At 70.2% G+C, this 26453-nt stretch carries 23 protein-coding genes, 1 tRNA gene and 1 pseudogene; 8 read left to right on the forward strand and 17 right to left on the reverse strand.

The window, feature by feature from the left end; translation table 11 throughout:
• Nucleotides 1-12 precede the first annotated feature (12 nt).
• The 5 genes from F784_RS0108755 to F784_RS0108775 all read right to left on the reverse strand — a co-directional run bounded on the left by F784_RS0108755 (nucleotide 13) and on the right by F784_RS0108775 (nucleotide 4481).
• Nucleotides 13-1095 carry a hypothetical protein gene (locus F784_RS0108755; protein WP_019586353.1) on the reverse strand — a complete coding sequence of 361 codons (1083 nt, stop codon included), beginning with the start codon at nucleotides 1093-1095 and terminating at the stop codon, nucleotides 13-15.
• 139 nt (nucleotides 1096-1234) lie between these two features.
• On the reverse strand, nucleotides 1235-1417 hold the full coding sequence (locus F784_RS0108760; protein WP_019586354.1) for a putative periplasmic lipoprotein: 183 nt from the start codon (nucleotides 1415-1417) through the stop codon (nucleotides 1235-1237).
• 51 nt (nucleotides 1418-1468) lie between these two features.
• A complete protein-coding gene (locus F784_RS0108765) occupies nucleotides 1469-2746 on the reverse strand; it encodes an NAD(P)/FAD-dependent oxidoreductase (RefSeq protein ID WP_019586355.1) in 1278 nt (425 codons plus the stop codon).
• A gap of 34 nt (nucleotides 2747-2780) precedes the next feature.
• Nucleotides 2781-3227: a hypothetical protein gene (locus F784_RS0108770; protein WP_019586356.1), complete on the reverse strand. Its 447-nt coding sequence runs from the start codon at nucleotides 3225-3227 to the stop codon at nucleotides 2781-2783.
• A gap of 21 nt (nucleotides 3228-3248) precedes the next feature.
• On the reverse strand, nucleotides 3249-4481 hold the full coding sequence (locus F784_RS0108775) for a class I SAM-dependent RNA methyltransferase (protein ID WP_026332376.1): 1233 nt from the start codon (nucleotides 4479-4481) through the stop codon (nucleotides 3249-3251).
• Between the two features lie 199 nt (nucleotides 4482-4680).
• Between F784_RS0108775 and F784_RS22715 the strand changes: the two genes are divergently transcribed.
• Nucleotides 4681-5889: an AI-2E family transporter gene (locus F784_RS22715; RefSeq protein ID WP_019586358.1), complete on the forward strand. Its 1209-nt coding sequence runs from the start codon at nucleotides 4681-4683 to the stop codon at nucleotides 5887-5889.
• Here the strand turns inward: F784_RS22715 and F784_RS0108790 are convergent.
• The 3 genes from F784_RS0108790 to F784_RS0108800 all read right to left on the reverse strand — a co-directional run bounded on the left by F784_RS0108790 (nucleotide 5837) and on the right by F784_RS0108800 (nucleotide 7721).
• A complete protein-coding gene (locus F784_RS0108790) occupies nucleotides 5837-6298 on the reverse strand; it encodes a hypothetical protein (protein ID WP_019586359.1) in 462 nt (153 codons plus the stop codon). The two genes, F784_RS22715 and F784_RS0108790, sit on opposite strands and share 53 nt — an antisense overlap.
• Before the next feature lie 68 nt (nucleotides 6299-6366).
• Nucleotides 6367-7083: an alpha/beta hydrolase family protein gene (locus tag F784_RS0108795; RefSeq protein WP_019586360.1), complete on the reverse strand. Its 717-nt coding sequence runs from the start codon at nucleotides 7081-7083 to the stop codon at nucleotides 6367-6369.
• Complete coding sequence (locus F784_RS0108800) at nucleotides 7080-7721, reverse strand: histidine phosphatase family protein (protein ID WP_019586361.1); 642 nt, start codon at nucleotides 7719-7721, stop codon at nucleotides 7080-7082. The genes F784_RS0108795 and F784_RS0108800 overlap by 4 nt, the downstream gene beginning before the upstream one ends.
• A 70-nt stretch (nucleotides 7722-7791) precedes the next feature.
• On the opposite strand from F784_RS0108800, the gene F784_RS26090 reads away from it, so the two are divergent.
• Nucleotides 7792-7959 (forward strand): lipoprotein, encoded by a 168-nt coding sequence (locus tag F784_RS26090; protein ID WP_019586362.1) that lies wholly within the window; start codon nucleotides 7792-7794, stop codon nucleotides 7957-7959.
• Nucleotides 7960-8041: 82 nt separating this feature from the next.
• Here the strand turns inward: F784_RS26090 and speA are convergent, their stop codons facing one another.
• From speA to F784_RS0108820, 3 genes are all read right to left on the reverse strand, one after another.
• A complete protein-coding gene (gene speA / locus F784_RS0108810) occupies nucleotides 8042-9949 on the reverse strand; it encodes a biosynthetic arginine decarboxylase (RefSeq protein WP_019586363.1) in 1908 nt (635 codons plus the stop codon).
• A gap of 169 nt (nucleotides 9950-10118) precedes the next feature.
• On the reverse strand, nucleotides 10119-11102 hold the full coding sequence (locus F784_RS0108815; protein WP_019586364.1) for a phosphotransferase enzyme family protein: 984 nt from the start codon (nucleotides 11100-11102) through the stop codon (nucleotides 10119-10121).
• A gap of 72 nt (nucleotides 11103-11174) precedes the next feature.
• A tRNA-Asp gene (locus tag F784_RS0108820) sits at nucleotides 11175-11250 on the reverse strand.
• Between the two features lie 69 nt (nucleotides 11251-11319).
• Here F784_RS0108820 and F784_RS0108825 point away from each other — a divergent pair.
• Both F784_RS0108825 and F784_RS0108830 read left to right on the forward strand, forming a co-directional pair.
• The gene (locus tag F784_RS0108825; RefSeq protein WP_026332377.1) at nucleotides 11320-12309 is read left to right on the forward strand and encodes an asparaginase; all 990 of its coding nucleotides are present in this window, start codon (nucleotides 11320-11322) and stop codon (nucleotides 12307-12309) included.
• 137 nt (nucleotides 12310-12446) lie between these two features.
• The gene (locus F784_RS0108830) at nucleotides 12447-12815 is read left to right on the forward strand and encodes a hypothetical protein (protein WP_019586366.1); all 369 of its coding nucleotides are present in this window, start codon (nucleotides 12447-12449) and stop codon (nucleotides 12813-12815) included.
• Nucleotides 12816-12870: 55 nt separating this feature from the next.
• Here F784_RS0108830 and F784_RS0108835 read toward each other — a convergent pair whose 3' ends face one another.
• The gene (locus tag F784_RS0108835; RefSeq protein WP_019586367.1) at nucleotides 12871-14940 is read right to left on the reverse strand and encodes a S9 family peptidase; all 2070 of its coding nucleotides are present in this window, start codon (nucleotides 14938-14940) and stop codon (nucleotides 12871-12873) included.
• A gap of 37 nt (nucleotides 14941-14977) precedes the next feature.
• On the opposite strand from F784_RS0108835, the gene F784_RS0108840 reads away from it, so the two are divergent.
• Complete coding sequence (locus F784_RS0108840) at nucleotides 14978-16006, forward strand: serine hydrolase domain-containing protein (RefSeq protein ID WP_019586368.1); 1029 nt, start codon at nucleotides 14978-14980, stop codon at nucleotides 16004-16006.
• 440 nt (nucleotides 16007-16446) lie between these two features.
• On the opposite strand, the gene F784_RS0108845 is transcribed toward F784_RS0108840, so the two are convergent.
• Genes F784_RS0108845 through F784_RS0108855 form a run of 3 tightly spaced genes read right to left on the reverse strand, consistent with a single transcriptional unit; the run spans nucleotide 16447 to nucleotide 21590 of the window.
• A complete protein-coding gene (locus tag F784_RS0108845; protein WP_019586369.1) occupies nucleotides 16447-17532 on the reverse strand; it encodes a hypothetical protein in 1086 nt (361 codons plus the stop codon).
• Between the two features lie 22 nt (nucleotides 17533-17554).
• Nucleotides 17555-20380 carry an LPS-assembly protein LptD gene (locus tag F784_RS0108850; protein ID WP_019586370.1) on the reverse strand — a complete coding sequence of 942 codons (2826 nt, stop codon included), beginning with the start codon at nucleotides 20378-20380 and terminating at the stop codon, nucleotides 17555-17557.
• The gene (locus tag F784_RS0108855) at nucleotides 20370-21590 is read right to left on the reverse strand and encodes a SpoIID/LytB domain-containing protein (RefSeq protein WP_019586371.1); all 1221 of its coding nucleotides are present in this window, start codon (nucleotides 21588-21590) and stop codon (nucleotides 20370-20372) included. Before F784_RS0108855 ends, F784_RS0108850 begins: the two co-directional genes overlap by 11 nt.
• 96 nt (nucleotides 21591-21686) lie before the next feature.
• Here F784_RS0108855 and F784_RS22720 point away from each other — a divergent pair, with 96 nt between their 5' ends.
• Nucleotides 21687-22904, forward strand: coding sequence for an FAD-dependent oxidoreductase (locus tag F784_RS22720; RefSeq protein ID WP_019586372.1), 1218 nt, complete (start codon nucleotides 21687-21689; stop codon nucleotides 22902-22904).
• Nucleotides 22905-23081: 177 nt separating this feature from the next.
• On the opposite strand, the gene F784_RS0108865 is transcribed toward F784_RS22720, so the two are convergent.
• Complete coding sequence (locus F784_RS0108865; RefSeq protein ID WP_019586373.1) at nucleotides 23082-23291, reverse strand: hypothetical protein; 210 nt, start codon at nucleotides 23289-23291, stop codon at nucleotides 23082-23084.
• A gap of 119 nt (nucleotides 23292-23410) precedes the next feature.
• On the opposite strand from F784_RS0108865, the gene F784_RS0108870 reads away from it, so the two are divergent.
• Nucleotides 23411-24589, forward strand: coding sequence for a M20 family metallopeptidase (locus F784_RS0108870; RefSeq protein WP_019586374.1), 1179 nt, complete (start codon nucleotides 23411-23413; stop codon nucleotides 24587-24589).
• 4 nt (nucleotides 24590-24593) lie between these two features.
• The gene (gene sufU, locus F784_RS0108875; RefSeq protein ID WP_019586375.1) at nucleotides 24594-25010 is read left to right on the forward strand and encodes a Fe-S cluster assembly sulfur transfer protein SufU; all 417 of its coding nucleotides are present in this window, start codon (nucleotides 24594-24596) and stop codon (nucleotides 25008-25010) included.
• A 121-nt stretch (nucleotides 25011-25131) separates the two neighbouring features.
• On the opposite strand, the pseudogene F784_RS27785 reads toward sufU, so the two are convergent.
• Nucleotides 25132-26362, reverse strand: a pseudogene (locus F784_RS27785) (MFS transporter).
• Between the last annotated feature and the right edge of the window lie 91 nt (nucleotides 26363-26453).

The raw sequence follows: 26453 nt of genomic DNA on the forward strand, positions 1-26453 counted from the left end.
GGTGAGGATAGGCTAGGGGCGACGCAGCCAGCCCCCGAAGGTTGAGTTGGTCGCCTGTTCCTGAAGAAAGACCGCGTAGGTGGGAGCCCTGGGAGCTTCACTAGAACCGGGCTCCAGCAGGGATGCGGAGGCCAGCACTTTGGCGACCACCTGCGTGCCGTCCAGCAGGGTCAGGTTCGCCCGCAGTTCGGGAAGGAACATCCGGCCCTGGGGCTTGAGCTTGGCGTCAAAGCCGCTGTCCAACGTCCCCCGCACTTCCAGAGAACGCCCGTTCAGGCGAGCGGTCCCGGTGACGTCGGCCGTCCACTCGCCGGTTCGGTTGGTCCGCACGTCCAGGGTGAGGGCACAGTCCTGCACGGCCAGCCGCCACGACCCGGCCTCCCAGCCGACGAAGTGGTGCCCGTCACCTATCTTCCCCGACGACCAGGTGCGGTACAGGACGCCCTCCTCTGTCAGCAGACTCCCATTGACGGAAGCGCCGGACAGGGTCGCCTCGGGCAACAGTTCCGTGGCTCCCGACTTGAGATTCAGGAGCCCGATCTCCCGGGAGGCCCAGGCCCGCTGGTAGGCGACGCGCTGCCCACCCGGGAGGGGCAACAGGGTCTGAATCGACGAGCAGTTCAGTTCACCTGGCGCCCGGAAAGTGTTCAGCAGGTGACCCTGGGCATTACGAACTTCGACAAAGCCGTCGTTGTAACCGAGCAGCAGCCGCTCAGGCTCACCGCTAACGGCGGGCAGGGTTTCCACCGCCGTGACGCCCACGAGTGGGGAGGAGGTGTGCGGGCAGTTCGGCGTCAGGTGCAAATCCTGAACTTCGAGTTTCCTGCCATCACGGGACTGCATGATCGCCTCTTCGGTCACCCACCAGTGGTCGTCACTCGACCGCCGCAGGAGGATCTGGTTCTTCTCCAGCACCACGGTCGGCAGGGCTGTCCCGTCCACAGTTGAGAGGCGCTTACTGCCGCCGTCCGCTGCAGGCAGGGTATAAAGCACCCGCCCGTTCGGGCTGAGGTGCCAGTCCCCGGTGAGAGGACGGCTGGACTCCAGGCGCAGGCTGGTCGCGTCGTAAATATCCAGACCATCACGGTTGAGCACGGCCAGCCTGCATCGGAGCGGTACGCGATGTCCACGGCCCCAGGGAGGGGCAGGCGGGCCAGTTGAGCGCCACTGCCAGCGTCCATGACCCGCAGGAACGACTGGGGGCCGAAGCCCGTGTTTATATCAGTGCCCTCCCTCAGATAGACGCGCCCACCCCCGAAAATGCCCGGTCGATGGACACCGACTCGTCCAGACTTCCCTCCCAGTGCCCCTGCAAGACCCGGGGGTCGTCCATCCCCACTTCGACGGGCTTGTACCCCTGGGGACAGGCGGTCAGGAGCAGGCTCAGGCCGAACAGGGCGGGCAGCAGACGCTTCACACCGGGGAGCTTAACCCGGCCTTCATCTCCCGTTGCGCGACTTTGCCCCGCTCACGCCCCGCGCGGGCGGCTCATGCCCGCCAGGTCGCCGAGGAGGATGGCCGCCGCCTTCTCGCCACTTTCCATCGCGCCCTGGATGCTGCTCGACGCGGTGACCTCGGAGGCGAGGAGGACGCTGGGGAGGCCGGTGGCGTGGCCGGGAAGGGTCGCGGCGTACTCGGGAGGCTGCGGGTACTGGGCGTGGTGGATGCGCTCGATGCCCAGCGTCCGCAGGCCGCCCGCGCCCGCCCCGTACCAGCGGCTCAGCTCGCCGCGTACCCGGGCGTCCAGCGAGTCGTCGTCGAGGTCGGGCAGGCCCGGGACCGAGACGGTCAGGAGGTGCCCCCCGGCGGGCGCCCGCTCGGGAATCACGTTGCTGACCCACTGGGCGTTGTTGATCAGCCCGTCCTCGGCGTTCAGCAGGAGGCGGAGCTGGCGGTCGAGCCGGGTGGCCGAGGCGTAATACAGGTAGGTGCTGCCCAGGCTCCCGCGCGACACCGGCTCGCCCGTCAGCACCTGGGCGGTGTCCGGGTCGGTGGCGACGATCACCGCGCGGGCATCGATCTCCCCGGCGGAGGTGACGGCGGTCACGTGCCCGTTGCCCGGAGTGGGGCCATACGGCAGGAGGCGGGTGACCCGCACGCCGGTCGTCACCTCCACGCCCTGGGCGAGCTGGGCCGGAATCTCACCGACCCCCGCGCGGGGCAGGGCCGTGCCGCCGTCCACCAGCATGCGGAAGTAGTAGCGGAACAGCCGCGCGCTCGTGTGCAGGTCGCGCCGCAGGAAGATGCCGCCGAAGAAGGGGCGGAAGAAGCTGTCGATGGCGCCCTCGCTGAAGCCCTGGCGACGCAGATAGCCCTCCGTCGTCTCGTCGGGGCCATTCAGCAGGGTGTGAGGGGCGGGGGCACGCAGCGCGGCCACCAGACGGGCCACCCGCAGCTTGTCGCCCAGCGAGAGCGCCCGGGAGGTCAGCGTGCCAGCCAGGCTGCCGGGGTCACGGAAGGGGTCGCCCAGCACCTCCGCCCGCGCCCCCCAGCGGATGGCCGCCGCCGAGGGAATCTGCACGAGGTCCAGCGCGTCAAAATCGAGGTGCCTCCGCAAGGCCGGGTACGCCGGGAAGATCACCTGATACCCAGCGTCGAGGGTGTAACCGTCCACCACCCGGGTCGTCAGGCGCCCGCCCACCTGCCCCGCCGCCTCCAGCACGCGCACGCGCCGCCCCACCCGCGTCAGCACGCGCGCCGCCGTCAGGCCCGAGAGCCCCGCGCCGATCACCAGAACGTCCAGCATGGGGTGAGGGTAGCAGCCGGGGGCGACCCTTCCGTCAGCCCTGAAGCTTTTTCATGGTCTGGCCGATCCAGGGCACTCGCTCGGCGAGCAGGCGGCCCCCCACCGCGAAGGCCGTGGGCGGGTAGGAATGAAGGCGGATGTTGACGTTCTCCAGGTTCTCCCCCCCAACGCCAAACAGCTGGGCGAGCAGGGGCGTGAGGTGCCGCGCCACCCGCCGCTGCTGGCGCACGCTCATGTTCCAGTCGGAGAGTTCCACGGTCAGGTCGGCCGCGCCGCGCTCGCCCACCGAACGGGCGCCGATGTATAGATCGTCCTCGCCGTACTCGGCGAAGTGGACGGTTGTGCGCTCGCGCAGCTCCTCGCGGGTGGGGCCGCCGCGGGGTGAGAAGAAGAGGAGGTTCACCGCCTCCGTCAGTTGCCCGGCGATGTGGCGCTTGCGCTCGGCGGGCAGGGGGGGACAGGTGACGCGCAGGTAGGGCATGGGGCAGTCTATGCCCGCGCCTCAGCGGTCGAGCACGCTCACGACTTCCACGTGGCTCGTCTGCGGGTAGAAGTCGTGGGGCGTCACCGAGCCCAGCCGCCAGCCCCGCCGGGTGAGGTCGCCCACGTCACGCGCCCAGGTCGCCGGGTCGCAGCTCACGTACACCAGGCGGTCGGCGGTACTGGCATGGACGTGGTCGCGCGCCCCCTCGTCCAGGCCCGCGCGGGGCGGGTCCACCACGATCACGTCAGTGCCCAGCTCGCCGAAGCGCGAGGCGTCGCCGCTGCGGTAGGTCACGTTGCGCTCGCCACTCTGGGCGACCGCCTGTCGTCCCCGGCTGAGCGCCTCGGCGGCGGTGTCGAGCACGGTCACGCGGGTGAAGTGGGGGGCCAGGTGCCGCCCGATGGCCCCCGAGCCACCGTAGAGGTCCACCGCGTGCAGCCCCTTCCCGGCGAGGTCCGCCGCGTGGATGTACGCCAGGCCCGCCGCCTCGGGGTTCACCTGCGCGAAACCCGTCGCAGTGACGCCCACCCGCACGCGCCCGAACTGCTCCTGAATCTCGGCCTCACCTGTAATTAGGCGGACGCCCGCCCCGAACCTCTTTCCCGAGGGCTGGGCGAGGCTTACGCCCACCACCCCCGCGTCCATGAGGTGATCGGAGGCCCGCAGGAACACGCGCGGCTCACCCGCCCCGATCAACGCCGCCACGACCTCGCCCGTCAGGCGGCTGGCGCGGAAGGCGACCTCGGTGGCGGGGTCGAGGCGTTCGGGGTCAAGGCGGTCCATCACGGCCTGGATCGCCTCCATCACCAGCGGGTCCTGGCCCACGGGCTGCGGGTCGCGGCCCCGGCGCTCGCGGTAGGCCAGGCCCCCCGGCGTCACGAGGTACTGCGCCGTGTTGCGGTAGTGCCACTCGCGGGGGCTGGCGACCGTCTCCCCCACGGGTGCGCGCAGCTTGGCGATGCGGGAGAGCGCCTCCTCCACGAAGCCGCGCTTGTACCGCAGTTGCGCCGGGTAAGAAGCGTGCGCGAGGTCCACGGTGGGCAGGTCGGGCGCCTCCACCCGGTCGGGGCTGGGCGACAGCACCTCGCGGGTCACGCCCTGGCGCACGCCACGGCCCGCCCGCACCGCCGCCGCGACCCGCTCGCCCGGCAGCGCCCCGCGCACCAGGACCACGCCGGACTCATCCCGTGAGAGGCCCAACCCCCCCGCGACGAGTTTCTCGATATCCAGCGTGAGGAGAGCTTCGGGCATGGGGGACAGGGTAGCGCGGGCGGAAGGCGGGATGGGGGCCGGGCTGACGGTGAGGACCCGGGACGAGGTCCAGACAGCCTGAGGGGGCTTCGCTCTGCAGGACGGGACAGGGCGAGGGCCGCTCGCCCCGAGTTCGCACCAGGACCCATAATGTGGGGATAGGACCCCCACACCCACCGTCCCCCGTTGAGGAGCCGCCGTGAACTCCAAACGAACCGTGCCGCAGCTTCTGCACGACCTGTGGGCCAGGCCGCAGGTCCGGCTGCCCGTCTACTTGCTGGGGCTGGTGCTCGTGTTTCTCCTCGCGCGGCGGCTGAGCGGCGTGCTTCTCACGGTGGGCGGTGCCTACGCCATCGCCTACCTGATCAACCCGGCGCTGATCTGGCTGGAAAAGCGGGGGCTGGGCCGGGGCTGGGGCGTGCTGCTGTTTACCCTCGCCCTCCTGGCCGTCTCGGCGCTGCTGTTCTGGCGGCTGGCGGACCAGGTCCTCAGCTTCGTGAGCAGCCTGCCCGCCCTGGCCGACCTGTTGACCCAGCTCCTCGACCGCGCGCTGCGGCACCCCAGCAGTGTCCCGGGCGTCGAGCAGCTTCAGGCCCGCCTCGCCGAGTACGTGCAGACCCGGGCCGCCGAGCTGGCGAGCAACATCGGCCCGCTGCTCGACCGCCTGCTGTCCTCCAGCCCCTCACTGCTGGCCGACTGGCTGGCGTGGCTGGGCCGGATCGGTCTGCTGCTGACGCTGGCGCTGTACTTCGCCCTGGACTACCCCCGGATCACCAGCGGGCTCCTGAAGGCGTTCCCGCGGGAATGGCAGCCCGGCCTGGCGCGGCTGTCGGAGGACGTGAGCGTCTCCTTCGGGCGGGCCATCCGGGGGCTGCTCCTGACCGGACTGGGGGTCGGGGTCCTCGCCGCGCTGGGCCTGCTGCTGCTGGGGGTACCCAACCCGCTGGCCCTGGGCCTGCTGACCGCCCTGACGTGGCTGATCCCCTTTGTCGGCATCTTCATCGCTGCCATCCCCCCGCTGCTGCTGGCCCTCTTGCAGGGTCCCCTCACGCTGGGCCTGGTGGCGGCGCTGTATTTCGTCCTTAACCAGATCGGGGGCAACATCCTGGGCCCCATGATCATGGGCCGCACCACCCGGCTCGCCCCGGCGGCGCTCCTCGTCGCCGTGCTCGTGGGGCTCGCGCTGGGCGGAGCGCTGGGGGCGATGCTCGCGGGTCCCGCCGCCCTGCTGCTGCACCGCTGGGCCGTGCGCTACTGGCTGCCCAGCCGCGCCTACCAGGGCCAGGAGGAGCCGCAGGCCGTTCAGAGCGGGGAGGAGCCGAGCCAGAACGGGTCAGTCCTCCCGCCGCCTACGGTCACCCCCGCCGCTGCCCCTCCGCCAGGACCCCCGTCACGCCGCCCCAGATGAGGTGCGCCGCGATCATCAGCGCGTTGCGGCGGGCTGGATGCTCGGTCGCCGGGCTCAGCAGGCCGAGGGCGGGCAGCAATCCCAGGTAACTGCCGGTCCAGACGAGGAGACCCAGGCCACAGCCCTTGAGCACGGGGGAACCGGGCAGCGTCCGCAACGGCGCGTAGAGGCTCCCGGCGGCGGCCCCGTAGGCGAAGTGGTTGATCACAGTCGCTACCTTCAGAACGGGCTCCTTCTCGGCCACCGCGTCCAGCCCCACGGCCTCGGCGGCATGCTCGGTGATCTGCTCGGGCGGCAGCGGGTAGCGCTCGCGCCGGGGCAGCAGCCAGTGCTGGGCAGCCAGCATCCAGACCGACATGGGCAGGGTGGCGGCGCACCCGGCGAGGGCAGACCTCAGGAAGGAATTCATGCCCGGATCATGCTGTGGGCCATGGTGAGAGAAGGGAGATCAGAACTCTCCCACGTTGGGGACTCGGTTCATCCCAGTTCGCCTGCCAGTGCCGCCCGCACGATGAGGCCCCACTCGGCCTCGTTCGGAAGGTGGGCCATCCCATCAACTTCCAGCAGCCCCGCCCCCGACGCCCGGGCGAACTCGCGTCCCACAGCCGGGGGACACAGGTGGTCCTCTGTGCCAACCACCACCCGCGCCGGGGTCCGCAACCGCCCGGCCCAGCGGATGGGTGAGCCTTCCTCCCACTGCGCCTCCGTCAGCACAGCCTCGTAGTAGCAGCGCAGGATTCGGGAGGTGGTGGTGCGGTACACCCCGCGCAGGTCGGTGGGGGCGTTCACCGCAACCACCAGCCGCGCCGGGTGTTCCCGCACGGCGGTCAGGAGGGCCACCAGCCCGCCCAGCGAGAAGCCGAGCAGCACCGTGGAGGTTACATCAGGCCTGTCCCGGAGCCACTCCAGCACCCGCAGCGTGTCGCCCGGCCCGCTGCGCCCGTAGTCGTCGCACCCGCTCGACCCCCGCCAGCCGCGCAGGGAGAGGCTCAGGACGTGCCATCCGGCCTGATGAAAAAGCCGCGCTGGGCACGCCATGTCCGAGGCGTCCTGGCCCCAGCCGTGGAGCAGCACGGCGGCGGGGGCGTGGTGGGGCTGCTCCCACAGGTAGCCGCCCAGCGTCACGTCCCCCAGGGGGAGCGTGAGCCGGGAGGCGTCGGGGAGGGATGGGAGGTCCAGGCCGGGAATGTTCACAACTCCCCCCCCTCCAGATGGGCGGCGTCGTTTAACCGCACCAGTGTCCAGGCCGGAGGCGGCCACGCGGCGGGGTCGCCCTCCGTCCGCCATTCCGTCACCGACGCGGACCTCACCTCCACCTCGAAGGGCGGCAGCAGGGGAAGATTGCCGAACGCCACGAAGGACGCCTTGACGACTTCCGCATGGGTGAAGACGAGTGTGGTCTGCCCCGGGTGCCGCCGCGCCAGTGTCAGCAGCGTGTACGAGGCGCGGGTGACGAGCGAGGCCCAGGACTCGCTGACGGACTCGAAGGGGTGAAAGACGCCGCCGGGGGTGGCGTAGCGGGTCTGGAATTCCTGCGTGGGTATTCCGTCCGCCTCCTCGGGCACTGCCCAGGAGATCAGGCCGGGATCGAGGAGGACTGACGGCAGGTTCAGGTCCCGCGTGACCACCTCGGCTGTCTTCTGGGCACGGGGCAGCGGAGACGAGTAGACCGCTTGTGCTTCCAGCCCCTGCCGGGCGAGACGGTCACGCAGCCGCTCGGCCTGCCGAACTCCCTCCGGCGTCAGCCCCCGGTCCCCCCTTGCCCCGCCGACGATGCCCTCCCGCTTGTGCCAGGAGTCGGCGTGACGAAGCAGCAGGAGGCCAGTTGACATCCCCCTCAGGGTAAAGACTTCTCGTTGGGTCTGTTCATACCGCGTCAGCACCCCGCCAAACAATGGAGGCATGAGAAAAGTCCTGACCCTCCTGTGCGCCGCGCTGCTGCTCGCCGCCTGCAACGACAAGACCCAGAGCAGCTCCAGCACGAGCACGACGACCACCAAGAGCTTCGACTCGACCGGCCAGTCGCAGGGGACGACCACCACCACGACGACGGAGCAGAAGAGTCCCTGAGGCGCCCAGGGAAGAGGCCCGCCCCACTCGCCTTTTTCAGCGCTGGGACGGGCCTCTTCAGGTGGCCGGGAGATAACCCCGCCTACCCCTCCTCGTACTCCAGATACGTGTAGCCCAGCAACTCCTCGCCGTAGTCTTCCAGCAGCTCGTTTTCCTGCTCGGTCGTCAGGGTGCCGACCCGCAGGGCCTCGTCCGCCTGGTCCTCGATGGAGTCGCGCAGCATGGGTTCCTCGTAGCCCATCGACTCGATCATGCGCCGCGCCTTCTGCCCGCGCACGAAGAGGTCAATGTGGAACTTGCCCCCGGGCCGCACCGTCACGTGCGCCTCGCTGACCTTGCCGAAGAGGTTGTGCGCGCTCCCCAGCACGTCCTGGTACGCCCCCATCAGGAACGCGCCCAGGTAGTAGGGCCGCCCGCCCGGCTCGTGCAGGGGCAGGGTGGCCTTCACGTCGCGCAGGTCAATGAACTTCTCGATCTTGCCGTCCGAGTCGCAGGTGATGTCCACCAGCGTGCCCTGGCGGGTGGGCCGCTCGTTCAGGCGGTCGAGGGGCACGATGGGGAACAGCGCCTGAATGGCCCAGTTGTCGGGCAGGCTCTGGAACAGCGAGAAGTTGCAGATGTACTTGTCGGCCAGGACCTTTTGCAGGTCCTCCAGCTCGTCGGGCACGTACTTCTCGCCCTGGATCAGCTTGGCGATCTTGCGCAGGATCGCGTTGAACAGCGCCTCGCCCCGCGCCCGGTCGTTCAGGGTGACGTACCCCAGATCGAAGAGGTTGTGCAACGTCTGCTTGTCGCCCACCGCGTCGTTGTACATCTCGCGGTAGTTGCGGGCAGAGATGTTGACCAGAATCTCTTCGAGGTCCTTGACGATCTGGTGGCTGTCCTCGTTCGGCGCGGCCAGTTCTTCGAGGTCACGGGTGGGGCCGGTCACGTCCACCACCGGCATCACCAGGACGGCGTGGTGGGCGGTCAGCGCCCGGCCCGACTCGGACACGATCACGGGCTCGGGCACCTCGCGGGCGCGGCAGACCTCCTGCACGGTGTACACCACGTCGGCGGCGTACTCGCCCACGGTGTAGTTCATGGAGGCGTAGAAGGTGGTCTTGGACCCGTCGTAGTCCACACCCAGGCCGCCGCCCACGTTGAGGTACTTGAGCTGCGCGCCCGCCGCGATCAATCCCGCGTAGGTCTGGGTGGCCTCGCGCACCGCGACCTTGATACGGCGGATGTCGGTGATCTGCGAGCCGATGTGGGTGTGCAGCATCACCAGCGAGTCGAGCATGTCCTCCTCGCGCAGCCGCTCGACCACGCGCAGGAGTTCGTAGGCGTTCAGGCCGAACTTCGCCTGGTCGCCGCCCGACTCCTCCCACTGGCCTGAGCCGCGGGCATGCAGCTTGAAGCGCACGCCGATGGCGGGCTTCACGCCCAGCGCGCGCGCCTGCTTGAGGATGCGGTCGAGCTCGGAGTACTTCTCGATGGTGATGACCACGTTCTTGCCCAGCGTGCGGCCCCACAGCGCCAGCTTGATGAAGCCGTCGTCCTTGAAGCCGTTGCAGCACAGCAGCGCGTCGGGGTGCATCTTCTGCGCCAGGCACAGGGCGAGCTCGGCCTTGCTGCCCGCCTCCAGCCCGTGCGCGTACTCGTACCCGGCGGCGGCGATGGATTCCACCACCACCCGGCGCTGGTTCACCTTGATGGGAAAGACGCCCTGGTAGTGCCCGGTGTAGCCGTACTCGGCGATGGCCTTGCTGAACGCCTCGTTGAGATGTTTGACGCGGCCCGCGACGACCTGCGGAAAACGCAGGATGACCGGCAGGCTCTCGCCGCGCTCCACGATCTCGTCCACGATGGCGCGCAGCGGCGCGTGCAGGCCGGGCGAGGGGGTGACCTCGACCTGGCCCTTATCACTTACACGGAACCAGCCGCCGCTCCAGTTGGGCACCTGGTACAGTTCGGCGGCGTCAGCAACAGAAAAAGATGTGGTCGTCAACTCAGGCGTCCTCCGTCCATGGGGTAGGCTCGCCGTGCGCGGGGTCGGGGGCAGGCCTGCCTTGCGGAGGGGCTCACGGACGCCGTGCGAAACCGGGGCGCATGATACGGCAAGGCGCGGGCGTGGGAAGGGGGATGGGTAGCAATCCGGACCCGTCCCACCCCCGACCTCAGCGGCAGGCGTCCAGATCCTCGGCCAGCCCGTCCAGATGCCCCCTCAGGTACGCCGGGGCCCAGTCCCGCACGCCCGGCTGGTGCGCCCGCTGGAGAATCCATCCCACCAGCCACACCCGCCGGGCGACCAGGAAGCAGTCCAGGTCCGACCAGACGGCGGACAGGCGTCGCGCCGAGGCGTATCCAGCCAGGAAGGCCGCGCGCAGAGCGGGAAAGTCCGGCCGATGCCGTACATGCACGAGCGTGGCCGCCGCGTCATAGGGAAAGGGTCCGAAGACGGCATCGTCGAAGTCGATGGGCACAGCCTGCCCGCCCTGCATGAGGTAGTTGCCCTGGTGCAGGTCCGCGTGGATCAGGCCCACCTCCCCAGCTTCACGCGCCCTGGCAAAAGCCTCACGGGCGACAGCCAGGCCCTCACAGAGCTGCGCGCGATCCCCGGAAGACAGGGGAGCCTGCCCTGCGAAGAACGCCTCGTCCCCCTCGAAGCCCAGCGTGGCCCGCCAGAGCGGGGCGGGGAGCCGGTAGGTGAGCGAGTGGGCATGGAGCTTCGCCATCAGCCGCCCCACCCTGTGCAGGTGTTCCGGAAGTGGCTGCTCACCCACGAACTCGCCGTCCGCCCACTCGAAGAGGGCGCAGAACCAGCGGGAACCCGGGGAGGCACCCTCGATTACCTGCAACACGTCTCCCCCGGGGGGAACGAGGGGCGCGGGCAGGGCCAGCGCGGTGTCCCGCCGCAGGGCGGTCAGCCAGGCCAGCTCGGCCCCGATCTCCTCCCGGGTGTAGCGGAAGGGCCGGTACAGGCGCAGTGCCCGGGGACCCGCCCCGGTATTCACCCGGAAGGTAACGTTCTCGGCGTGCCCGTACAGGTCGAGCGGGGCGTCGGACAGGCTGAAGGCCGCCAGCGCCCGGCGAGCCACCTGTTCCCAGCGGCCCACCTGCGCGGCGAACTCCCGGGCGGGTGTGGTGGTGATCTCGGTCATCCCCTTACCCTACCGGGCGCGGGAGACATGACCACAACGAGAAGGAGCGAGGCTTTCACCTCGCTCCCCTTCTGGCGGTCCGGACGGGATTTGAACCCGCGACCTACTGCGTGACAGGCAGTTATGCTAACCGCTACACTACCGGACCAGCGGACCAGAGGTTATAGGGCGCCGGGCGGGAAGTCAAGCCGGGCGGGGCCGCGCTACCCTGGGCCACATGACAGGGCAAGCCGGAAGAGTGGTCTTCACACGAGGGGGGCTGACGGAGAGCGTCCACACCGTTCACGTGGTCGTCGTGGACCGGGAGGGGCGGCGGGTCGCCTCCTGCGGGGACGCGGACCTCGTCACCTTTCCGCGCTCCAGCTCCAAGCCGGTGCAGGCGCTCCCGCTGGCCTTGAGCGCCCCCGACCTGCCCGCCGATGAACTCGCCATCGCCTGTGCCAGCCACGCGGGCACACCGGAGCATTTGGCGGTGGTGGAGCGGCTGCTCGCCCGCTCGGGCAGCACTGTGGACGACCTGCGCTGCGGCACGCACCCCCCCTTCAACCCCGGGGTGGCCGCCGACCTGATTCGCCGGAACGAGAAGCCGACGCCGCTGCACCACAACTGCTCGGGCAAGCACGCGGGGATGCTCCTCTCGTGCGTGCTGAACGGCTGGCCGTGCGAGGGGTATACGGAATACGGGCACCCGTTGCAAGTGCGGATTCGGGAACTGCACGCCGAGCTGGGCGGCGTTCCCCTGGATGACGTTCATCTGGGAACGGACGGGTGCAGCGTGCCCGCGTTGGCGTTGCCACTGCATGGGGCGGCGCGCATCTTCGCCCGGCTGGCGGCTCCAGAGGGCGAACTGGGCCCGGCCCTGGAACGCATCTTCCAGGCCATGACCACCCATCCCTTCCTGATCGCCGGAGCGGGGCGGCTCGACACCACGCTGATGCCGCTCGTGCCCGGCCTGGCGGCGAAGATGGGGGCGGAGGCGTTCTACGGGATGGCGCTGCGGGACACGCTGCGCGGCCCCCTGGGAATCGCCTTCAAGATCATGGACGCTGGCGAGCGGGCCCGGCCCCACGTCGCCCTCGCCGCGCTGGAGATGCTCGGTCTGCCCATTACCGAGGAGATGCGCGCCCTCGCGCCCACCCCCCTGCACAACTGGGCGGGGCGGGAGGTGGGCACGGTGGAGGTGGAGTTGCCCGCAGTCCGGAGCTAGGGCCGCGAAATCAGGGCGTCTTCGGGAGTCGTCCTCACTCCGGTTGTCACGGCCCCGCTCCAGCCCGTCCCCAACCCGGCCCGACCCCTGTGCCGCCTGCTACGGTCACGGCCAAGTCTCCTTATTTAAAATAAGGCGTGAGCCCCTCCGAGCAGGCCGAGCAACTGTACCTGGCCCGGAACAGCGCCCGGGCGGCCATCAGCTACGCCGCGGGACTGGCCTCTGCTCAGGGGGACCCGGTGGGCTTCTCCCAGGCCGTTTGCCTGTTCATCTCTGCTCTGGAAGCCCGAACGGTGCGGAGGATGGTCGGCATCGAGGAGCAGGCGCTCGACCTCGTCTGCACCCTCCGGGAGGACCGGCTGCGGCCGCGCTTCCCCGGGAAGGAAAGCTGGTTCCTGCCGCCCGTCGCCCGGGAACCCGTCCCGCCCCGGGGCGGGACAGGCGGACGCCGCTCCGAGCCTGACCTCTCCGGGCTGCCCTCCAAATGTCCGGAGTGCATAATTTGACTTCCCCTGCATTCCATGCTATCTTTTTTTCATCACCGCCCAAGAGGCGGCTTTTTTATTGCCCCTCCAGCCGCCCCTCGACCGCGGCCAGTGCGAAGGCGTATTCCTCGGCGGCCTCGTTCAGGGCGTCATAGCGCCCGCTGGAGCCGCCGTGCCCCGCGCCCAGGTTCGTCTTGAGGACGAGGGTGCCGCTGCCAGGCTGCCGCAGGTCGCGCAGGCGGGCAGCGTACTTGGCGGGTTCCCAGTAGGCCACGCGCGGGTCGTTCAGGCCAGTGGAGACGAAGAGGTGGGGATAGACGCCCGCCTTCAGGTTGTCGTAGGGGCTGTACTCGCGCATGGTGGCGTAAGCAGCGGGGTCATTCGGGTTGCCCCACTCGTCGTACTCACCGGTCGTCAGGGGAATGGAGTCGTCGAGCATGGTGGAGAGCACGTCCACGAAGGGCACGCCGACAAAGGCTGCCCGGAAAAGCTCGGGACGCAGATTCACCACGGCGCCCATCAGCAGGCCGCCCGCGCTGCGGCCCACCGCCACGAGGTCACTTGCGATGCCCTCCGCCTTCAGGTGCTCGGCGGCAGCGATGAAGTCAGTGAAGGTGTTCATTTTGTGGGCCAGTTTCCCGGCCTCGTACCAGCGGCGGCCGAGTTCGGAGCCGCCCCGGATGTGGGCGATGGCCCAGACCCAGCCCCGGTCGAGCAGGGGCAGGCGGGCCGAGCGGAACTCGGGGTCGGTGGGAAAGCCGTAGCTGCCATAGGCGTACAGCAGCGTCGGGGCGGGCAGGGCCGTATCTTTCCGGCGCACCAGGCTGACGGGCACCCGCTCGCCGTCCTTCGCCGCCGCCCATACCTGCTCGGCCACATACTGCGAGGGGTCGTAGTTGGGAACGGGCGTGGCCTTGACGAGCGTGGTCTGCAAGGTGTTCAGATCGAGGTCCAGATGCTCGGCGGGCCGGGTGAGGCTGGTGTACACGATCCGGGCGGAGGTTGTGTCAAAGATGTGGTTGGGGCCGACGTAGACGGTGTAACTCGCCTCGGGGAATTCGACGCGGCGGGGTGGGCCGTACCCTTCGGGTGTGCGGGGCAGCACCCACAGCCGGGTGAAGCCTCCCTCACGACCGGAAACGAGCAGGTGCGAGGCGAAGAGGTGCATATCGGTGAGGTGCCGCTGCGGGTCGTGCGGCAAAACTTCGGTGGCGTCCGCCCAGGTCAGGCCGTCCTTTTTCGGCAGGGTGACGAGCTTGAACTCCGTCGCGCCCCCCTGATTCGTCAGGGCGAGCCAGTGGTCGCCGCCGTCCGTCACCGAGTATTCGACGCCGCGCTCGCGGGGGAGGAGGAGCTGTGGTCGGGCTTGCGGGCCGTGGGTATCCAGCGCGTGCCACTCGGAGGTGATCCCGGCATTGCTGACGATCAGCAGCGTGTCGCCGTTTTCGGAGAGAACCGCGCCTGCCAGGAAGGTCACGTCGTCTTCCTGATACAGCAGTTCATCCCCCTCCCGCGCCTGACTCAAGGTGTGGCGCCAGAGTTGGTAGGGCCGCTGGGTGGCATCGTCGCGGGCATAGTACAGATGGGAACTGTCCGCGCCCCAGGCCAGGGTCCAGCCATTAACGGCGGTCAGGGGAGCTTCGGCCAGCTCTCCCGTCCGGGTGTCCAGCACGCGCAGCTCGAACACCTCCTGCCCGGTCGTGTCGAGCAGGTAGGCCCAGTACCGCCCGTCGGGGCTGGGGCGGGTGTCGTACACCCACACGTTCGCGTGGCCCTCGCGCTCCTTCAGGGCGTTGAGGTCGAGGAGCACCTCCTCCTCTCCCCCGTTCAGCGGGCGGCGCAGGAAGATCGGGTGGGCCTTTCCCTCCTCCGTGCGGGTGAAGTAGGCGTAGTCCCCCTCCGGCACGGGCGGCTGGTCGTCGCGCTCCTGCACGTGGGAGAGGAGTTCCTGGTAGATCGCCTGCTGCGTCTCGCGCAGAGGCGCCATCACCGCCTCCAGATGGGCGTTCTCGGCGTTCAGGTAGCCCAGCACCTCGGGGTCGGCCTTGCTCTGGGTCTTGAGCCAGTGGTAATCGTCGGGGCGGACCTCGCCGTGCAGGGTGTGGGTGATCGGCTTCTTCGCAGGGCGGGGCGGGCTGGAGGTCATGCCCGGAGCGTAGCAGGGCGTGCGTTACCCTGGCCGCATGTTCCGCCGTGACCCCCTGCGCGCCGCCCTCTCCGGGGTGGAGGAGGTGCTGGGCCGGGACCTGCGCCCCGCCTTTCCCCTGCTGCGGCTGGCCCTGCGGCGGGGCGGCGTGCTCAGCGTGGCGCGGGGAGACCGGGTAGCTCTCGCCGGGCTGGGCGGCGTGCCGCGTGAAGGGATATTCGAGCTGGCGAGCGTCACCAAGCCCTTCACCGCGGCGCTAGCAGGCGTGCTCGTGCGGGAGGGGCGGCTGGCCTGGGATCAACCCCTGTCCGCATTGGGGGGGCCGTGGCGCGGCTTTCCCGCCTTCGTGACCCCGCGCGCCCTGGCAACCCACACGGCGGGGCTGCCCCCACATCCGGCCCGGGTGATCGTCACCAGCTTCACTCGCTTTCAGGACCCCTACGGCGGGATGAGTACGCGGGACGTGCTGGCGAGCGCGCGGCGCTGGGCAAACCGGCGCGCAGCGGGCCGCTTCGCCTACTCCAACCTGGGGCTAGGGGTGCTGGCGCTGGCCCTGGCGTCCGGTTCGGGAGAAGCCCTGAACGCGGCCGGTTACGGGGGGGCGCTCGCCCGGTATGTGACGGGACCGCTGGGGCTGGACAGCGTGACCCTCACGCCCCCAGCCGGTCGGCTGGTCACCCCCACGGCCACGCTGCTGGGCGAGGGGATCACTGGCTTCGGGCCCCTGGCCGGGGCCGGAGGGCTGTTCGGCACGGGGGCCGACCTGCTGACCTTCGCGGGGGCGCACCTGGACGGCCGTCTCGGCGGGGACTGGCGGGCGGTGACGCGCCCCCCCGGCCTGCCTCCCCACCTGACCGGGGTGGCGCCCGGCTGGCTAGAGTCGCGCGGCGTGTGGTGGCACGACGGGGTGGCGCGGGGCACCCGCACGGCCCTGGGCTTTCGTCCGGCAGATGGGACTGCCGCCGTGCTCCTGGTACGCGGCGGGCTGCCGCTGCTGGGGCTGCGGGGGGCGGTGCCGATAGGGCTCCTGGCGCTGCTGGGGGGTGGGGGTCAAGCGATAGGTTGAACCGTCAGGCGGCGGGACGGGTTCGTTCGGAGCTGTCCAGGGTTGAGCGCGGGGTTTCCCTTTTTGGGAAGGGGGCCGGGCGTCTTGATACGGTTTGCCCCCACCCGGGGAGTTCTCCGCTACGCTCGACAAGGTTCCTGCCCATCTCGCCTGTGGCCGTCTTCCTCCACGCACAAGGTTTGATCCTGCTGTTCTCCAAGTTGTGGGGCTAGCGTCTCGTTGCTCGCGCAAGGCGGGGTGAAGGCCGTGCGAGAGCGAGCAATGGGCCGTCTACAGGAGACGGTTTTCAAAAGCTGGAGCTTTGGCGCTCTTACTCCTTCGCCCTGGTGGGGGAGGTTAGGGGGGTAACAAGCGTCAGCTTGCCCTCCTGCCCAGCCCCAAAGAGCCCTCCCAAACGCGCCCCTCGCGGTTGATCCTCCCCCAGACGGCAGGAACTCACGTCACTGAGGCACCAGCCACGTCACCGCCCGCGCGTCATTCAGGCTGCTCAGGAGGACCTGCTCGCGCCAGTTGCCCTGGGAGAGCCCGAACACTGTGTCGTAGCGGCGCAGGTCCGTGCGGGTCAGGGCATACAGGTTGCCGTCGGGGGCAAAGGTCACGTCGCGCAGGTCGGCCAGTGAGGTGACGGTGACGGCGGTCGTCCGCGCCCCGTCCCAGAGCCGCAGGGGCTCGGAGCTGTTGCCGCTGAGGGTGGTGTCGCGCCAGGCGGCGATGAAGTTGCCCACCGAACCGCTGCCCGCGCTCGTCCACAGGCGGTCCACCCGGGCGGTCCCGAAGGCGGCCAGCCGACCCTGGGTGTTGGGCACGCCCTGCTCGCTGAGGGGCAGCACGCCGGTGTCGGTCGCGGCGTAGACCGCGCTTGCTCCCGGCGCCAGGTCCCGGATGGCGACCGTGGGCTGCGGGGGACTGACGGTGGCGACCGCCGCCCCGGTCGTCCCGGGCGCGGCGCGCAGCACCTCGCTGCCCCCCGTCAGCGCGGGGCGGGCCACCACTCCCACATCCCCCCGCACGGCGAGTCGGATGGGCGGCGTGTCGAGGGTGGGGATGGGCGGCGTGAAGGTGGGCAGGGTGGCCGTCCAGACCAGGGTGCCGTCGGTGCGGTACAGGGCGAGCTGCTGGAGCCCGTTGGGTGTCCCATTCGTCCCGCACTGGCTGAGGGTAAGGAGGCGGTCGCGGGTCGCGCTCAGCGCGGTGGCGATCAGGCAGATCGGGTTGAAGGGCAGGGCCGCGAAGGGGACCGCGTTCGCCAGGTTCACGTCCCGGCTCTCGATGCCCCCCGCCAGGGTCAGGGCCAGGCGGGCGCCGCCGGGTAGCGTGTCGAGCGTGACGCCCCCGTTCACGCTGACGGTCACATCACCGGGTGTGGGCACCGTGCCGCCGCTGCTGGTGGTCACGGTGCGGACCGTGGCCCCACCGTCTGTGAGTACCGCGAGCCGCAGGGTCACGACCCCCTCGTCGGTGCCGGTGCAGGCGGCGATCAATCCGGGAAGCAGCAGGGCGAGGGCCGTCAGGGGGGGGCGGGACATGGGGAGACCTCCGGGGAAAGGCTCAGCGCAGCGGCAGCAGGGGCACGCTCAGGCCCTCGTTGCCGTAGTCGAAGAGGGGGTAGCGGTCGGTGCCTGGGAGGCTGATCCCCAGGCGGTAGCGGCGCAGGCTCATGTCGATCTCGGCCTGGAGCGCCCAGCAGCAGCGGTCGATGGTCAGGCCGATCACGGGCGCCAGCGGCGCGGGATTCTGCCGCACCCCGCCCACCCAGGTGAAGGTCTGGCGCAGGCTGCCCGTCAGGTACGCGCCGGGGCGTGGGCCGTTGCCCAGGGCGATCCCCACCTGGATGGGGTCGAGGACCAGCGTGTCCGTCGGCACGTCGTTCGGGTAGACGCCGAAGCGGCTGCGGGTGTAGGAGACCCGCGCCGAGATCGCCGCCCGCGAGCCGAACAGCCAGGAGTTCGTGCTCACGTCCGCGCGGGTGAGTTCGGTGCGCGGCTGGTCCAGGCCCGGCGTGTTCACGACGGCGGCGACCGCGAGCGACTGCCCGGGGCGGGTGGCGGTCAGGCTGCCGCTGAGGGTCGGGCGGGTGAAGCCCCCCCGCCGCAGGTCGTAGGGGCCGCCGTACGTGAGCTGCCAGTTCGTGGCCCGCCCCGCGACGGTCCCCACACTGAAGGTGATCGTGCCGCTCTCCCGGGCGGTGTCGGGCTGCTCCAGCGCGATGTCGTGCGCGGTGGAGGCGGTGTACGCCCCGCGCCACGTGACGCTGTAGCTCCCGGTCAGGCGCGGCGTGATGAGGTTGAGGTTCTCGCGGCCGGTAAAGCTCAGGGAGTTGAGCACCGGATCGACGGCGCTGACCCCGCTGAACTCGACCCCCACGGCGCTCAGGCGGGGGGTCTGGATGTCGTGGGTCGCGTACACGCTGAAGGAGTTCGTGCGGATGTCTCCCGTCACCGTCGCGCGCACCGTGAAGGGCTGGTAGCCCCCCGCGCGGGTGTAGGCGCCGTTCGCCGTGACCGTGAGGTTCGGCGCGGGCCAGTTGCTGCTGCGCGTGACCGTCGCGGGCTGGGCGGGCACCGCGGGTGTGGTCGCGGTGGCGGGCTGGGCCGGGCGGGCGGGCGTGACGGTCACCTTTCCCGAGTTCGGGTCCCCCAGCGTGAGGCTGAAGTCGCTGCTCTCCAGCTCGCCCGTCGAGAAGTTGTGCGCCAGGTTGTACGTCAGGTTCACGGGCAGCCGGTTCACGGTGACCCGGAAGGTCGTGGGCGGCTGCTGGCTCGCGGGCAGGAACAGGTCGCGGGTGTACGAGACGCCGAAGGTCACGTCCTTGACGGGCACCGTGTTCAGGTCGAGGGTCAGCGGCGCGCTCAGGCGGCGGGTGGGCAGCGCGTCGAAGGCGAAGGGGCTCGTCCCCTCGATGCGGATGTAGTTGTAGCGGAGCCGCACCGTGTTCGTGACGTTGAAGCGCTGGGTGAGTTCCGCGCCGACGTTCAGGTTCACCGTGCGGGCGCCGGTCCCGTAGTACCGCCCGGTGAAGGTGTTCGTGAGGGTCAGGTCCGCATTGCGCCAGGGCTGCGTGGTGTAGCTCAGCGCGTGCTGCTCCTCCAGCCGGGTCGTGGTGATGTTGGGCTTGCCCCCCGCCTCCACGGCGGCCAGGCGCGAGAGGGGGTTGACCTGCGCCGTGTAGCGCCCCGCCGAGACCCGGAAGTCGGCGCTGAAATTGCCCTGGGTGTAGGGCTTGGGGTCCACGACGACTTCCGGGGTCCGCAGCGGCGTGCTGAGGGGCACGGTGGGCTCGGGCCCGAAGCGGTCGTTGTAGTTGAACTGGGCGCTGAAAAGGGGGTACTCCGCGTTCGCGGTGAAGTCCACCCGCGTCACGTTGCGCTCGGGGTCGGTCTGCGAGCGGCCGATGTCGCGCTGCACCACGCTGAGGCTGTAGTCCGCGTCGCGCACCGCGAGCGAGAGGGGAAAGCGGCCCTTCACGCTGAAGTCCAGGTCCACGTCGTAGCCGACCTGCCGCGTGCCGTCGGAGGCGAAGGGCTTGGGGTTCGCCAGGGCGTACAGGTTCAGCCGGTCCACGAAGGGCAGCGGCGCGTAGGACCGCAGGTTGACCCCGAAGCCCAGGCTGGGGTTGCGGTTCTCGTAGTAGCGCAGCAGGGTGGTGCCCAGCGTGTTCGACCCGATGGAAAAGGGCAGGTCCGCCTCCACCGTCCGGCCGTCGGGCTGGCCGTTCCCGATAACGAGGCGGGGCTGGCGCTCGGGGTCGCCCAGCGGCAGCACCACGACGGGCAGGTACAGCACCGGACGGTCCGCGAGCAGGAGCTGCGCCCGGTACGCCACCAGGCGGTCCCCGGGGTACACGACCAGCCGCTCGGCCCGGAAGGCGTAGTCGTTCGGCGTGCGCCCGCACTTCGCGCAGGGGGTGAAGTACCCGCCCGTGGCCCGCAGTTGCCCCGGGATGCGCTCGACCTCGCTGCCCCGGATCTCCAGGTTCCCGTCGCTGATGAGCACGTCCTCGCCGGTGAGCTGCTCCTGCCCCAGGTCCACGACGAGGTTCTCGCCCTGGAGGTTTTGCCCCTCCTTCGCGGTCCGGTAGGTCGCCGAGCCGATCAGGGTCAGCGTCCGGCGGGTGCGGTTGTACTCGACCCGCTGGGCGAGCACCACGTCGTCGTCCACCCGCAGCTCGACCGTGCCTCCGCTCTCGCCCCCGGTGATGACCACGATCTCCTGGTCGTCCACCCGTCGCAGCTCCAGCGTCTGCGCCTGCACGATCCGCACCGTCCGGGCCCCCGCCTCGCCCAGCGCGAGCAGCCCGGCGAGTGAGGCCAGGGCGACGAGGGCGCCCCGGCGCACCTTCCGCCGGAAGAGGTTCCCGATGGTTTTACTCGCCATGTGATCCGGTCAGCGCGAGGGGAGCGGAGAGGGGGGACAGCGTGGGCAGCGGGCGGGACAGCGCGAGGACTGGCCGGGCGTCTGGTACGCCTGCGAGCATGCCCAGGGTGGTGCCGGGGTAGTAGAAGCCCAGGATGTGCAGGTGGTCCTGTCCCTGCCGCGCGAGCCCCAGCGCCCCGTACTGGGAGAGGCCGACCCCGTGCCCGGAGCCCGCCCCCTCCACCACCAGGGGGGTGTTCGGCCCCACCGGCCCGCTCAGGGTCACCCGGCTGCTCGCGGCGCCCAGCGAGCGCACGAAGCCGCCCGCGTCGGCGCCAGCCAGGCGGGTCACCCCACCCGTTCCCGTCAGCGTGACCTCCTGCGCGCGGCCCGAGAGACTCGCGCGGGTGATCCGCACGGAGTTCAGGGTCCCGACCCGCACCCGGTAGCGCGCGGCCACTTCCGCCACCTTGGCCGCGCTCACCTCCAGCCGCCAGCGGGCGCGCGGCCCGCCCGCCGAGTAGGGATCGGCCTGGGCGGGCAGGTAGGGCAGGTCACGGCCCCAGGTTTCTGCGCTCGACGCCGTATAGCCGCCCGAGTCGCTGGAGAAGTAGGTGCTCGCGGGTTTGCCCGAGTAGGCGACGACCTGCCCGGCGGTTGCCCGGATCGCGGCGTCCGAGCCCGGTTTCTCGGCCTTCACCCCGCCGTACATCTGGCAACTCTCGGTGGCGCAGGTGTCGTAGGGCAGCGCCGGGTTGATGCGCGCCGCCACGTAGGTCCGCGCGATCACGGCCTGGGCGGCGAGCGCGGAGGCGGGCCAGCCCGCGGGCATCTCGGCGGGAACCACCCCCCGCAGGTAGTCCTCCACATCCAGCACGTTGATCGCCTGCACGCCGCCCGACACAGCCCGCAGCAGTACGCCACCCCGGTAGGGCTTCGAGGCGATCTCCACCACGCTGCCCGGCGAGGGCGGGAGGTACAGGGTGCCGCTCCCCGCGTCCCGCCCGTTCAGGGTGAGGCGGTCCCCCTGCGCGCCCACGGTCCAGGCGTTCGTTGGCAGCGGGGCGGGCGCCACCCCCGGCACGGTGAGGGCCCCCGGCGCCGGGGCGGACGTGCCCGGCAGCCGCACCGTGAGCTGCGGGGCGCTGACGACCAGCACCCGGATGTTCAGGGCCTGGGCCGCGGTTAGGGCACTCCCACCGAGCGCCAGCGTGAGCATGAGAACGCGCATCTGTCCCGAGAGTATAAGCGGCGGCTTCTGTACCTGGCCTGACAGGAAGGTGAGAGGGAAAACGTTCCCCTCATCGCCCCCGTCCGGCACGGCATCATGGGCGGCATGACAGCGGGGGCGGGACGGGTCTGGGCCCACGTCGGGCAGACGTTCGCGGAGACGGGTTACGACGTGGTGATCGTGGGGGCCGGGCGGATGGGGGCGGCCTGCGCGCTCTTCCTGCGGCAGCTCGCGCCGGGGCTGCGCCTCCTGATCGTCGAGCGGGGCGGCCTGCCCAATGAGGAGGGGGCGACGATCCTCGCGCCGGGGGTGTGGACCGCGTTCGACGTGCCGCCGGGCCGGGAGGCGGAGGCGGCGTGGGTGCGGCGCATTCTGGAGGAGAGTTTCGGGGACGTGCAGTTTGCCGCCCGCCCGCTGCTGAACCTTTATCCAGAAGAGGCGGAGGGCAGCGTGCCGACAACCGACGCGCTGGCCCGTTGTCCCGAGGCCGTGGGGCTCCTCAGTCCCCGGGCCCTGCCCTTCGCCCGGGTAGACGAGGACGCGGCGACCTACCGCCCCGGGGCCGTCGCCCTCGCCTGCGGACAGGGGGCGGTGCGGGCGAGGGCCGACCTGCTGCTGAACACGCACGTGCACCTCACGCCGGGGGGGCTGTGCCTGGACCGCCTGACGGTCACGAACACCCATGAGATCGTCACGCACGAGACGCACGAGTTGCGGGCGGGCCGGGTGATCGTGGCAATGGGAGCCGATGGTCCCCACGCCGCCGAACACGATCTGGGCGTCCATACAGGGCACGGGCGGGCGTACCGGCAGGCGCCGCGCCTGAACACGCCCAGCACGGATGCGGCACCGATCCTGCGGGCGGGCGGCCTGACCCTGCGCCCTCAGCACGGCGGCTTCACCCTGATCCCTCCCGTCCACCACCGCGACCCGCATGGCTACGTCCCGACCGGAGGCCGCCTGACCGGTGTGCCGGTCGGTGTGCGGCGCGAGACGCTGGAGGACCTTATCCGCCTGATGGACGCCCTACCGCCGCTGGGCACGGAGGCGCTGGAGGTCGGACACAGCCTCGCAGACGTACCCGGTGCGTGGCTCGCGTTGCCGGAAGGAAGGGCTGATGCGCCCCCCGTCCACCACAGCCTCACCGAGGGCGCCCATCTCCTCCTGGGTGGTCCTCTGGCGGACACGTTGGGCCTCGCCGTTGCCTACGACCTGGCCGCGGAGCTTGCGGGAGTACGGGAGAGACCGTGGGGGAAAGTTCCGTTCAGAACGGCCAAAAAGCTCCCCCTTGAGGGGGAGGTTGGGAGGGGATGAACGGGCCTAGCGTCTAGAGACCAGTCAGAAGAACTAGACCTTCTAGCAGGGAGGGCAAGTGGCGAGGGTCACACGCCCCCTCGCCCCAGCCCTCTGCCAGCAGCCCTGCGAGTCTCCCATAAGGGGAGAGGGAGCAGACGGCCATCGCCTACTCCCTCCACACTGCCTCCGGCTTCCCTACCAGCGGCGTGCGCCCCGCTGCTTCCCCAGCCTGCGCTCGGCCTGCCCCAGGAGGAAGTCCAGGGCGCGGTCACGCTTGCGAATCTTGGCGTACCTGCCCCGCTTGGCCTTCTGGTTTCGGCGGAGCAGGCTGATGACTTCCAGCGCGACGGGCGCGTAGACCATCCACTTGCTGAACTTGCCGCCCTGCGAACGGGTCTTTTTCATGCCCCCAGTACGACAGTTCGGGGGGAAAAGTTGCTGAGGACGAGCTCAGCCGCGTTCACCCTCGGACGTGCCGTCCAGAAAAACGGGCCCCCACATGGATTCGGGGCCTACACTGAGGCATGACACAAACGGTGGACAGGGTGACGGCCCTCCGTGACCAGCTCGTCGCGTGGCGGCGGCACCTGCACATGAACCCCGAGGTGGGCTTCGAGGAGCACGAGACGGCGGCGTACATCGAGGCCGAGCTGCGGAAGATGCCCGGCCTGACGGTGTCGCGCCCAACCGCGACGAGTGTGCTCGCCGTCCTGAAGGGCGGGAAGCCCGGCCGCACCGTGCTGCTGCGGGCCGACATCGACGCCCTGCCCATGGAGGAGGAGAACACCTTCGAGTTCCGCTCGCAGAAACCCGGGGCCATGCACGCCTGCGGGCACGACGGGCACACGGCGATCCTGCTGGGTGTGGCGAAGCTCCTGTCGGAACACGCGGTGGAGGTGCCCGGCGAGGTCCGCATGATCTTCCAGCACGCCGAGGAGATCGGGCCGGGCGGCGCCGAGGAACTCGTGATGGAGACGGGGCTGATGGACGGGGTGGACGTGGTGACCGGCCTGCACCTCAACAGCCAGCTTCCGGTCGGACTGGTGGTGGTCAAGCCGGGCGCCTTCATGGCCGCGCCCGACACCATCCACATCACGGTCAAGGGCAAGGGCGGGCACGGGGCGCACCCCGAGCAGACGGTGGACCCCATCGCGGTGGGGGCGCAGGTCGTGACGAACCTCCAGCATGTGGTCAGCCGCCACGTGGCCGCGCTCGACGCCCTGGTCGTCTCCATCACCTACTTCCAGAGCGGCACCACCCACAACGTCATCCCCGACACGGCGACGATGATGGGCACGGTACGGACCTTCGACCCCGAACTGCGTCAGCGGGCACCGCAACTCATCGAACGTGTCATCAAGGGCATCACGGCGGCCCACGGGGCGGATTACGACTTCAAGTACGAGTTCGGCTACCGGCCCCTGATCAACACCCACTGGGTGGCCGCCCAGCTCAAGGAGATCGCGCTGGAGACGGTCGGCCCCGAGCACTACGAGGACGCCAAGCCCACGATGGGCGGCGAGGACTTCAGCGCCTACCTGGAGAAGGCGCCCGGCGCGTACTTCAACGTGGGCTCGGGCAGCGACGAGCAGGACAGCCGCTGGCCGCACCACCACCCCCGCTTCACCATCGACGAGGCCAGCCTGGAGACGGGCGTGCGGATGCTCCACGCCGCCGCGCTGCGCCTCGCCCAGCCGGAGTAGGCTCATGCTGCCCGAGGCCCTCGCCCGCCAGATCATCACCGACCACGAGCGACATCCTCGCGGGAAGGGGGCGATTGAGGGGGCGCCCCACGTCGCCCTCGACAATCCTGGCTGCGGCGATCACGTCACGGTCTGGGTGCGGGTGGAGGCCGGGCGGCTGGCCGAGGTCTGCTTCACCGGGCGGGGCTGTGCGATCAGCCAGGCGAGCGCCAGCCTGATGACGGGGGCGCTCAGGGGCAAGGGGCTCGAAGAAGCCCGCGCCCTTGCCACCCGTTACCGGGCGATGGTGATGGGCGAGGGGCCAGCGGACCCAGTGCTGGGTGACCTCGTGGCACTCGCGGGCGTGAGCCGATTACACGCGCGGCGCAAGTGTGCGCTGCTGGCCTGGAACGCGCTGGAGGCGGCGCTGGCGGAAGACTGAATGGATTCAAGGAAGCGGGCGGGAAGAATAATGCTCCCCGCCCGCTTCCTTTTGCCGATCTGAACGAAGCCTCTCCTGCATTGAGGAGGCCGCAAACTTCTCCTGCCAGCCGCGCCACAGATCAGGCCGCCGGGGAAACCTCTTCCCCAGCCGCGTCAGCAGGCGTGCCGTTCAGCACACCGAGCGCCGTCAGCACCAACGCGGCGCCCGTACCGAAAGTGACGGTCTGTCCCAGGCGGGAATACAGTTCCCCACCCATCAGGGGGCCTGCGATCCCGGCGAGCGAGCCGAACGCCTGCACGCCTCCCTGCACCTTTCCCTGCGCCTCGGCAGGCGTGGCGTTGGAGATCAGAGCATCCAGAACGGCGTTCAGCACACCTTCGCCCAGCGAGAACAGCAGGAGCGCGGCGTAGAGGAGAGCCTGCACCGGGTAGAGATGGAGCACGGTCAGACCGAGGAGGCCCGCGACACCCGCACCCAACGCCCCCTGCGCGACGTGCCGCTCCCCCCACCACTGGATCAGGTGCGAGAGGAGAAAGCCCTGCACCAGGATGTCGCAGACTCCGACGACCACGGAGCGGGTGGCAAGTTGTTCCGGCCCCCAGTGCAGGGTGTCCCGTGCGAGGAGGGGAAGCGTGACCTGCATGAGGGTGAAGTGCAGGGCGAACAGCACCGACACGGCCACCAGGCGGCAAACGAGCGGGTGAGCGAGGACGCCCCGGAGCTGAAGGAGCGGATTGAGGTGGGCCGCGCCGAACTGCCTGCGGCGCCGCTCGGGGGGCAGGCTCTCGGGGAGGACGAACGCGCCCCCACAGCAGGTTCAGTCCGCAGATGGCCGCTGCCGGGAACATCGGGGCACTCAGGCTCAGGTGGGCCAGGGCCCCGCCCAGCACCGGACCCAGGATCAGGCCCGCGCTGATGGTCGCCCCAAGTTGCCCGAAGACCTTGCCGCGCTCCTGCTGTGGCGTGGTGTCCGCCATGTAGGCGAAGGTGCCCGCCATGCCGCCCGCCGTGAGGCCGTCGATGGCCCGCCCCAGGAACAGCATCGCCAGACTGCCGCCGATCCCGAAGACCACGTACCCGACCGCCGAGCCCAGCAGACTGAGCATGATCACGGGGCGCCGCCCGTAGGCATCGCTGAGGGCGCCCATCACGGGGGCCGAGAAGAACGAGAGCAGGGCGAACGACGCCCCCAGCCAGCCGATCACCGCCGCCTGCTCCGAGACCTGCGGCACGTAGCGCACGACAATGAAGGGCAGCACGGGAAAGACCACCGACAGGCCCATCGCAAACAGGAACGTGGTGACGATCAGGAACAGGCGGGGCAAGCGTCGAGTAGACGAGGTGTTCATGCCTCCGAACGTAGTGGCGGTACTCCACAACCGAATTGTCAAAAAGCAACGTCTGGACCTGCCGCTCAGGAAGGAGGCTCCTGCCCCGCCT

The sequence above is a fragment of the Deinococcus apachensis DSM 19763 genome, assembly GCF_000381345.1.
Taxonomy (GTDB): Bacteria; Deinococcota; Deinococci; order Deinococcales; family Deinococcaceae; genus Deinococcus; species Deinococcus apachensis.

Excerpts from the sequence above, each read along its gene's own strand:
- F784_RS0108865 (WP_019586373.1), bottom strand. The coding sequence starts at position 23,291 with ATGAAAAAGACCCGTTCGCAGGGCGGCAAGTTCAGCAAGTGGATGGTC.
- F784_RS0108825 (WP_026332377.1), top strand. The coding sequence starts at position 11,320 with ATGACAGGGCAAGCCGGAAGAGTGGTCTTCACACGAGGGGGGCTGACG.
- F784_RS0108800 (WP_019586361.1), bottom strand. The coding sequence starts at position 7,721 with ATGTCAACTGGCCTCCTGCTGCTTCGTCACGCCGACTCCTGGCACAAG.
- F784_RS26090 (WP_019586362.1), top strand. The coding sequence starts at position 7,792 with ATGAGAAAAGTCCTGACCCTCCTGTGCGCCGCGCTGCTGCTCGCCGCC.
- F784_RS0108835 (WP_019586367.1), bottom strand. The coding sequence starts at position 14,940 with ATGACCTCCAGCCCGCCCCGCCCTGCGAAGAAGCCGATCACCCACACC.
- F784_RS0108775 (WP_026332376.1), bottom strand. The coding sequence starts at position 4,481 with ATGCCCGAAGCTCTCCTCACGCTGGATATCGAGAAACTCGTCGCGGGG.
- F784_RS0108855 (WP_019586371.1), bottom strand. The coding sequence starts at position 21,590 with ATGCGCGTTCTCATGCTCACGCTGGCGCTCGGTGGGAGTGCCCTAACC.
- F784_RS0108765 (WP_019586355.1), bottom strand. The coding sequence starts at position 2,746 with ATGCTGGACGTTCTGGTGATCGGCGCGGGGCTCTCGGGCCTGACGGCG.
- F784_RS0108815 (WP_019586364.1), bottom strand. The coding sequence starts at position 11,102 with ATGACCGAGATCACCACCACACCCGCCCGGGAGTTCGCCGCGCAGGTG.
- F784_RS0108845 (WP_019586369.1), bottom strand. The coding sequence starts at position 17,532 with ATGTCCCGCCCCCCCCTGACGGCCCTCGCCCTGCTGCTTCCCGGATTG.
- F784_RS22720 (WP_019586372.1), top strand. The coding sequence starts at position 21,687 with ATGGGCGGCATGACAGCGGGGGCGGGACGGGTCTGGGCCCACGTCGGG.
- sufU (WP_019586375.1), top strand. The coding sequence starts at position 24,594 with ATGCTGCCCGAGGCCCTCGCCCGCCAGATCATCACCGACCACGAGCGA.
- F784_RS0108870 (WP_019586374.1), top strand. The coding sequence starts at position 23,411 with ATGACACAAACGGTGGACAGGGTGACGGCCCTCCGTGACCAGCTCGTC.
- F784_RS0108790 (WP_019586359.1), bottom strand. The coding sequence starts at position 6,298 with ATGAATTCCTTCCTGAGGTCTGCCCTCGCCGGGTGCGCCGCCACCCTG.
- F784_RS0108770 (WP_019586356.1), bottom strand. The coding sequence starts at position 3,227 with ATGCCCTACCTGCGCGTCACCTGTCCCCCCCTGCCCGCCGAGCGCAAG.
- F784_RS0108840 (WP_019586368.1), top strand. The coding sequence starts at position 14,978 with ATGTTCCGCCGTGACCCCCTGCGCGCCGCCCTCTCCGGGGTGGAGGAG.
- F784_RS0108850 (WP_019586370.1), bottom strand. The coding sequence starts at position 20,380 with ATGGCGAGTAAAACCATCGGGAACCTCTTCCGGCGGAAGGTGCGCCGG.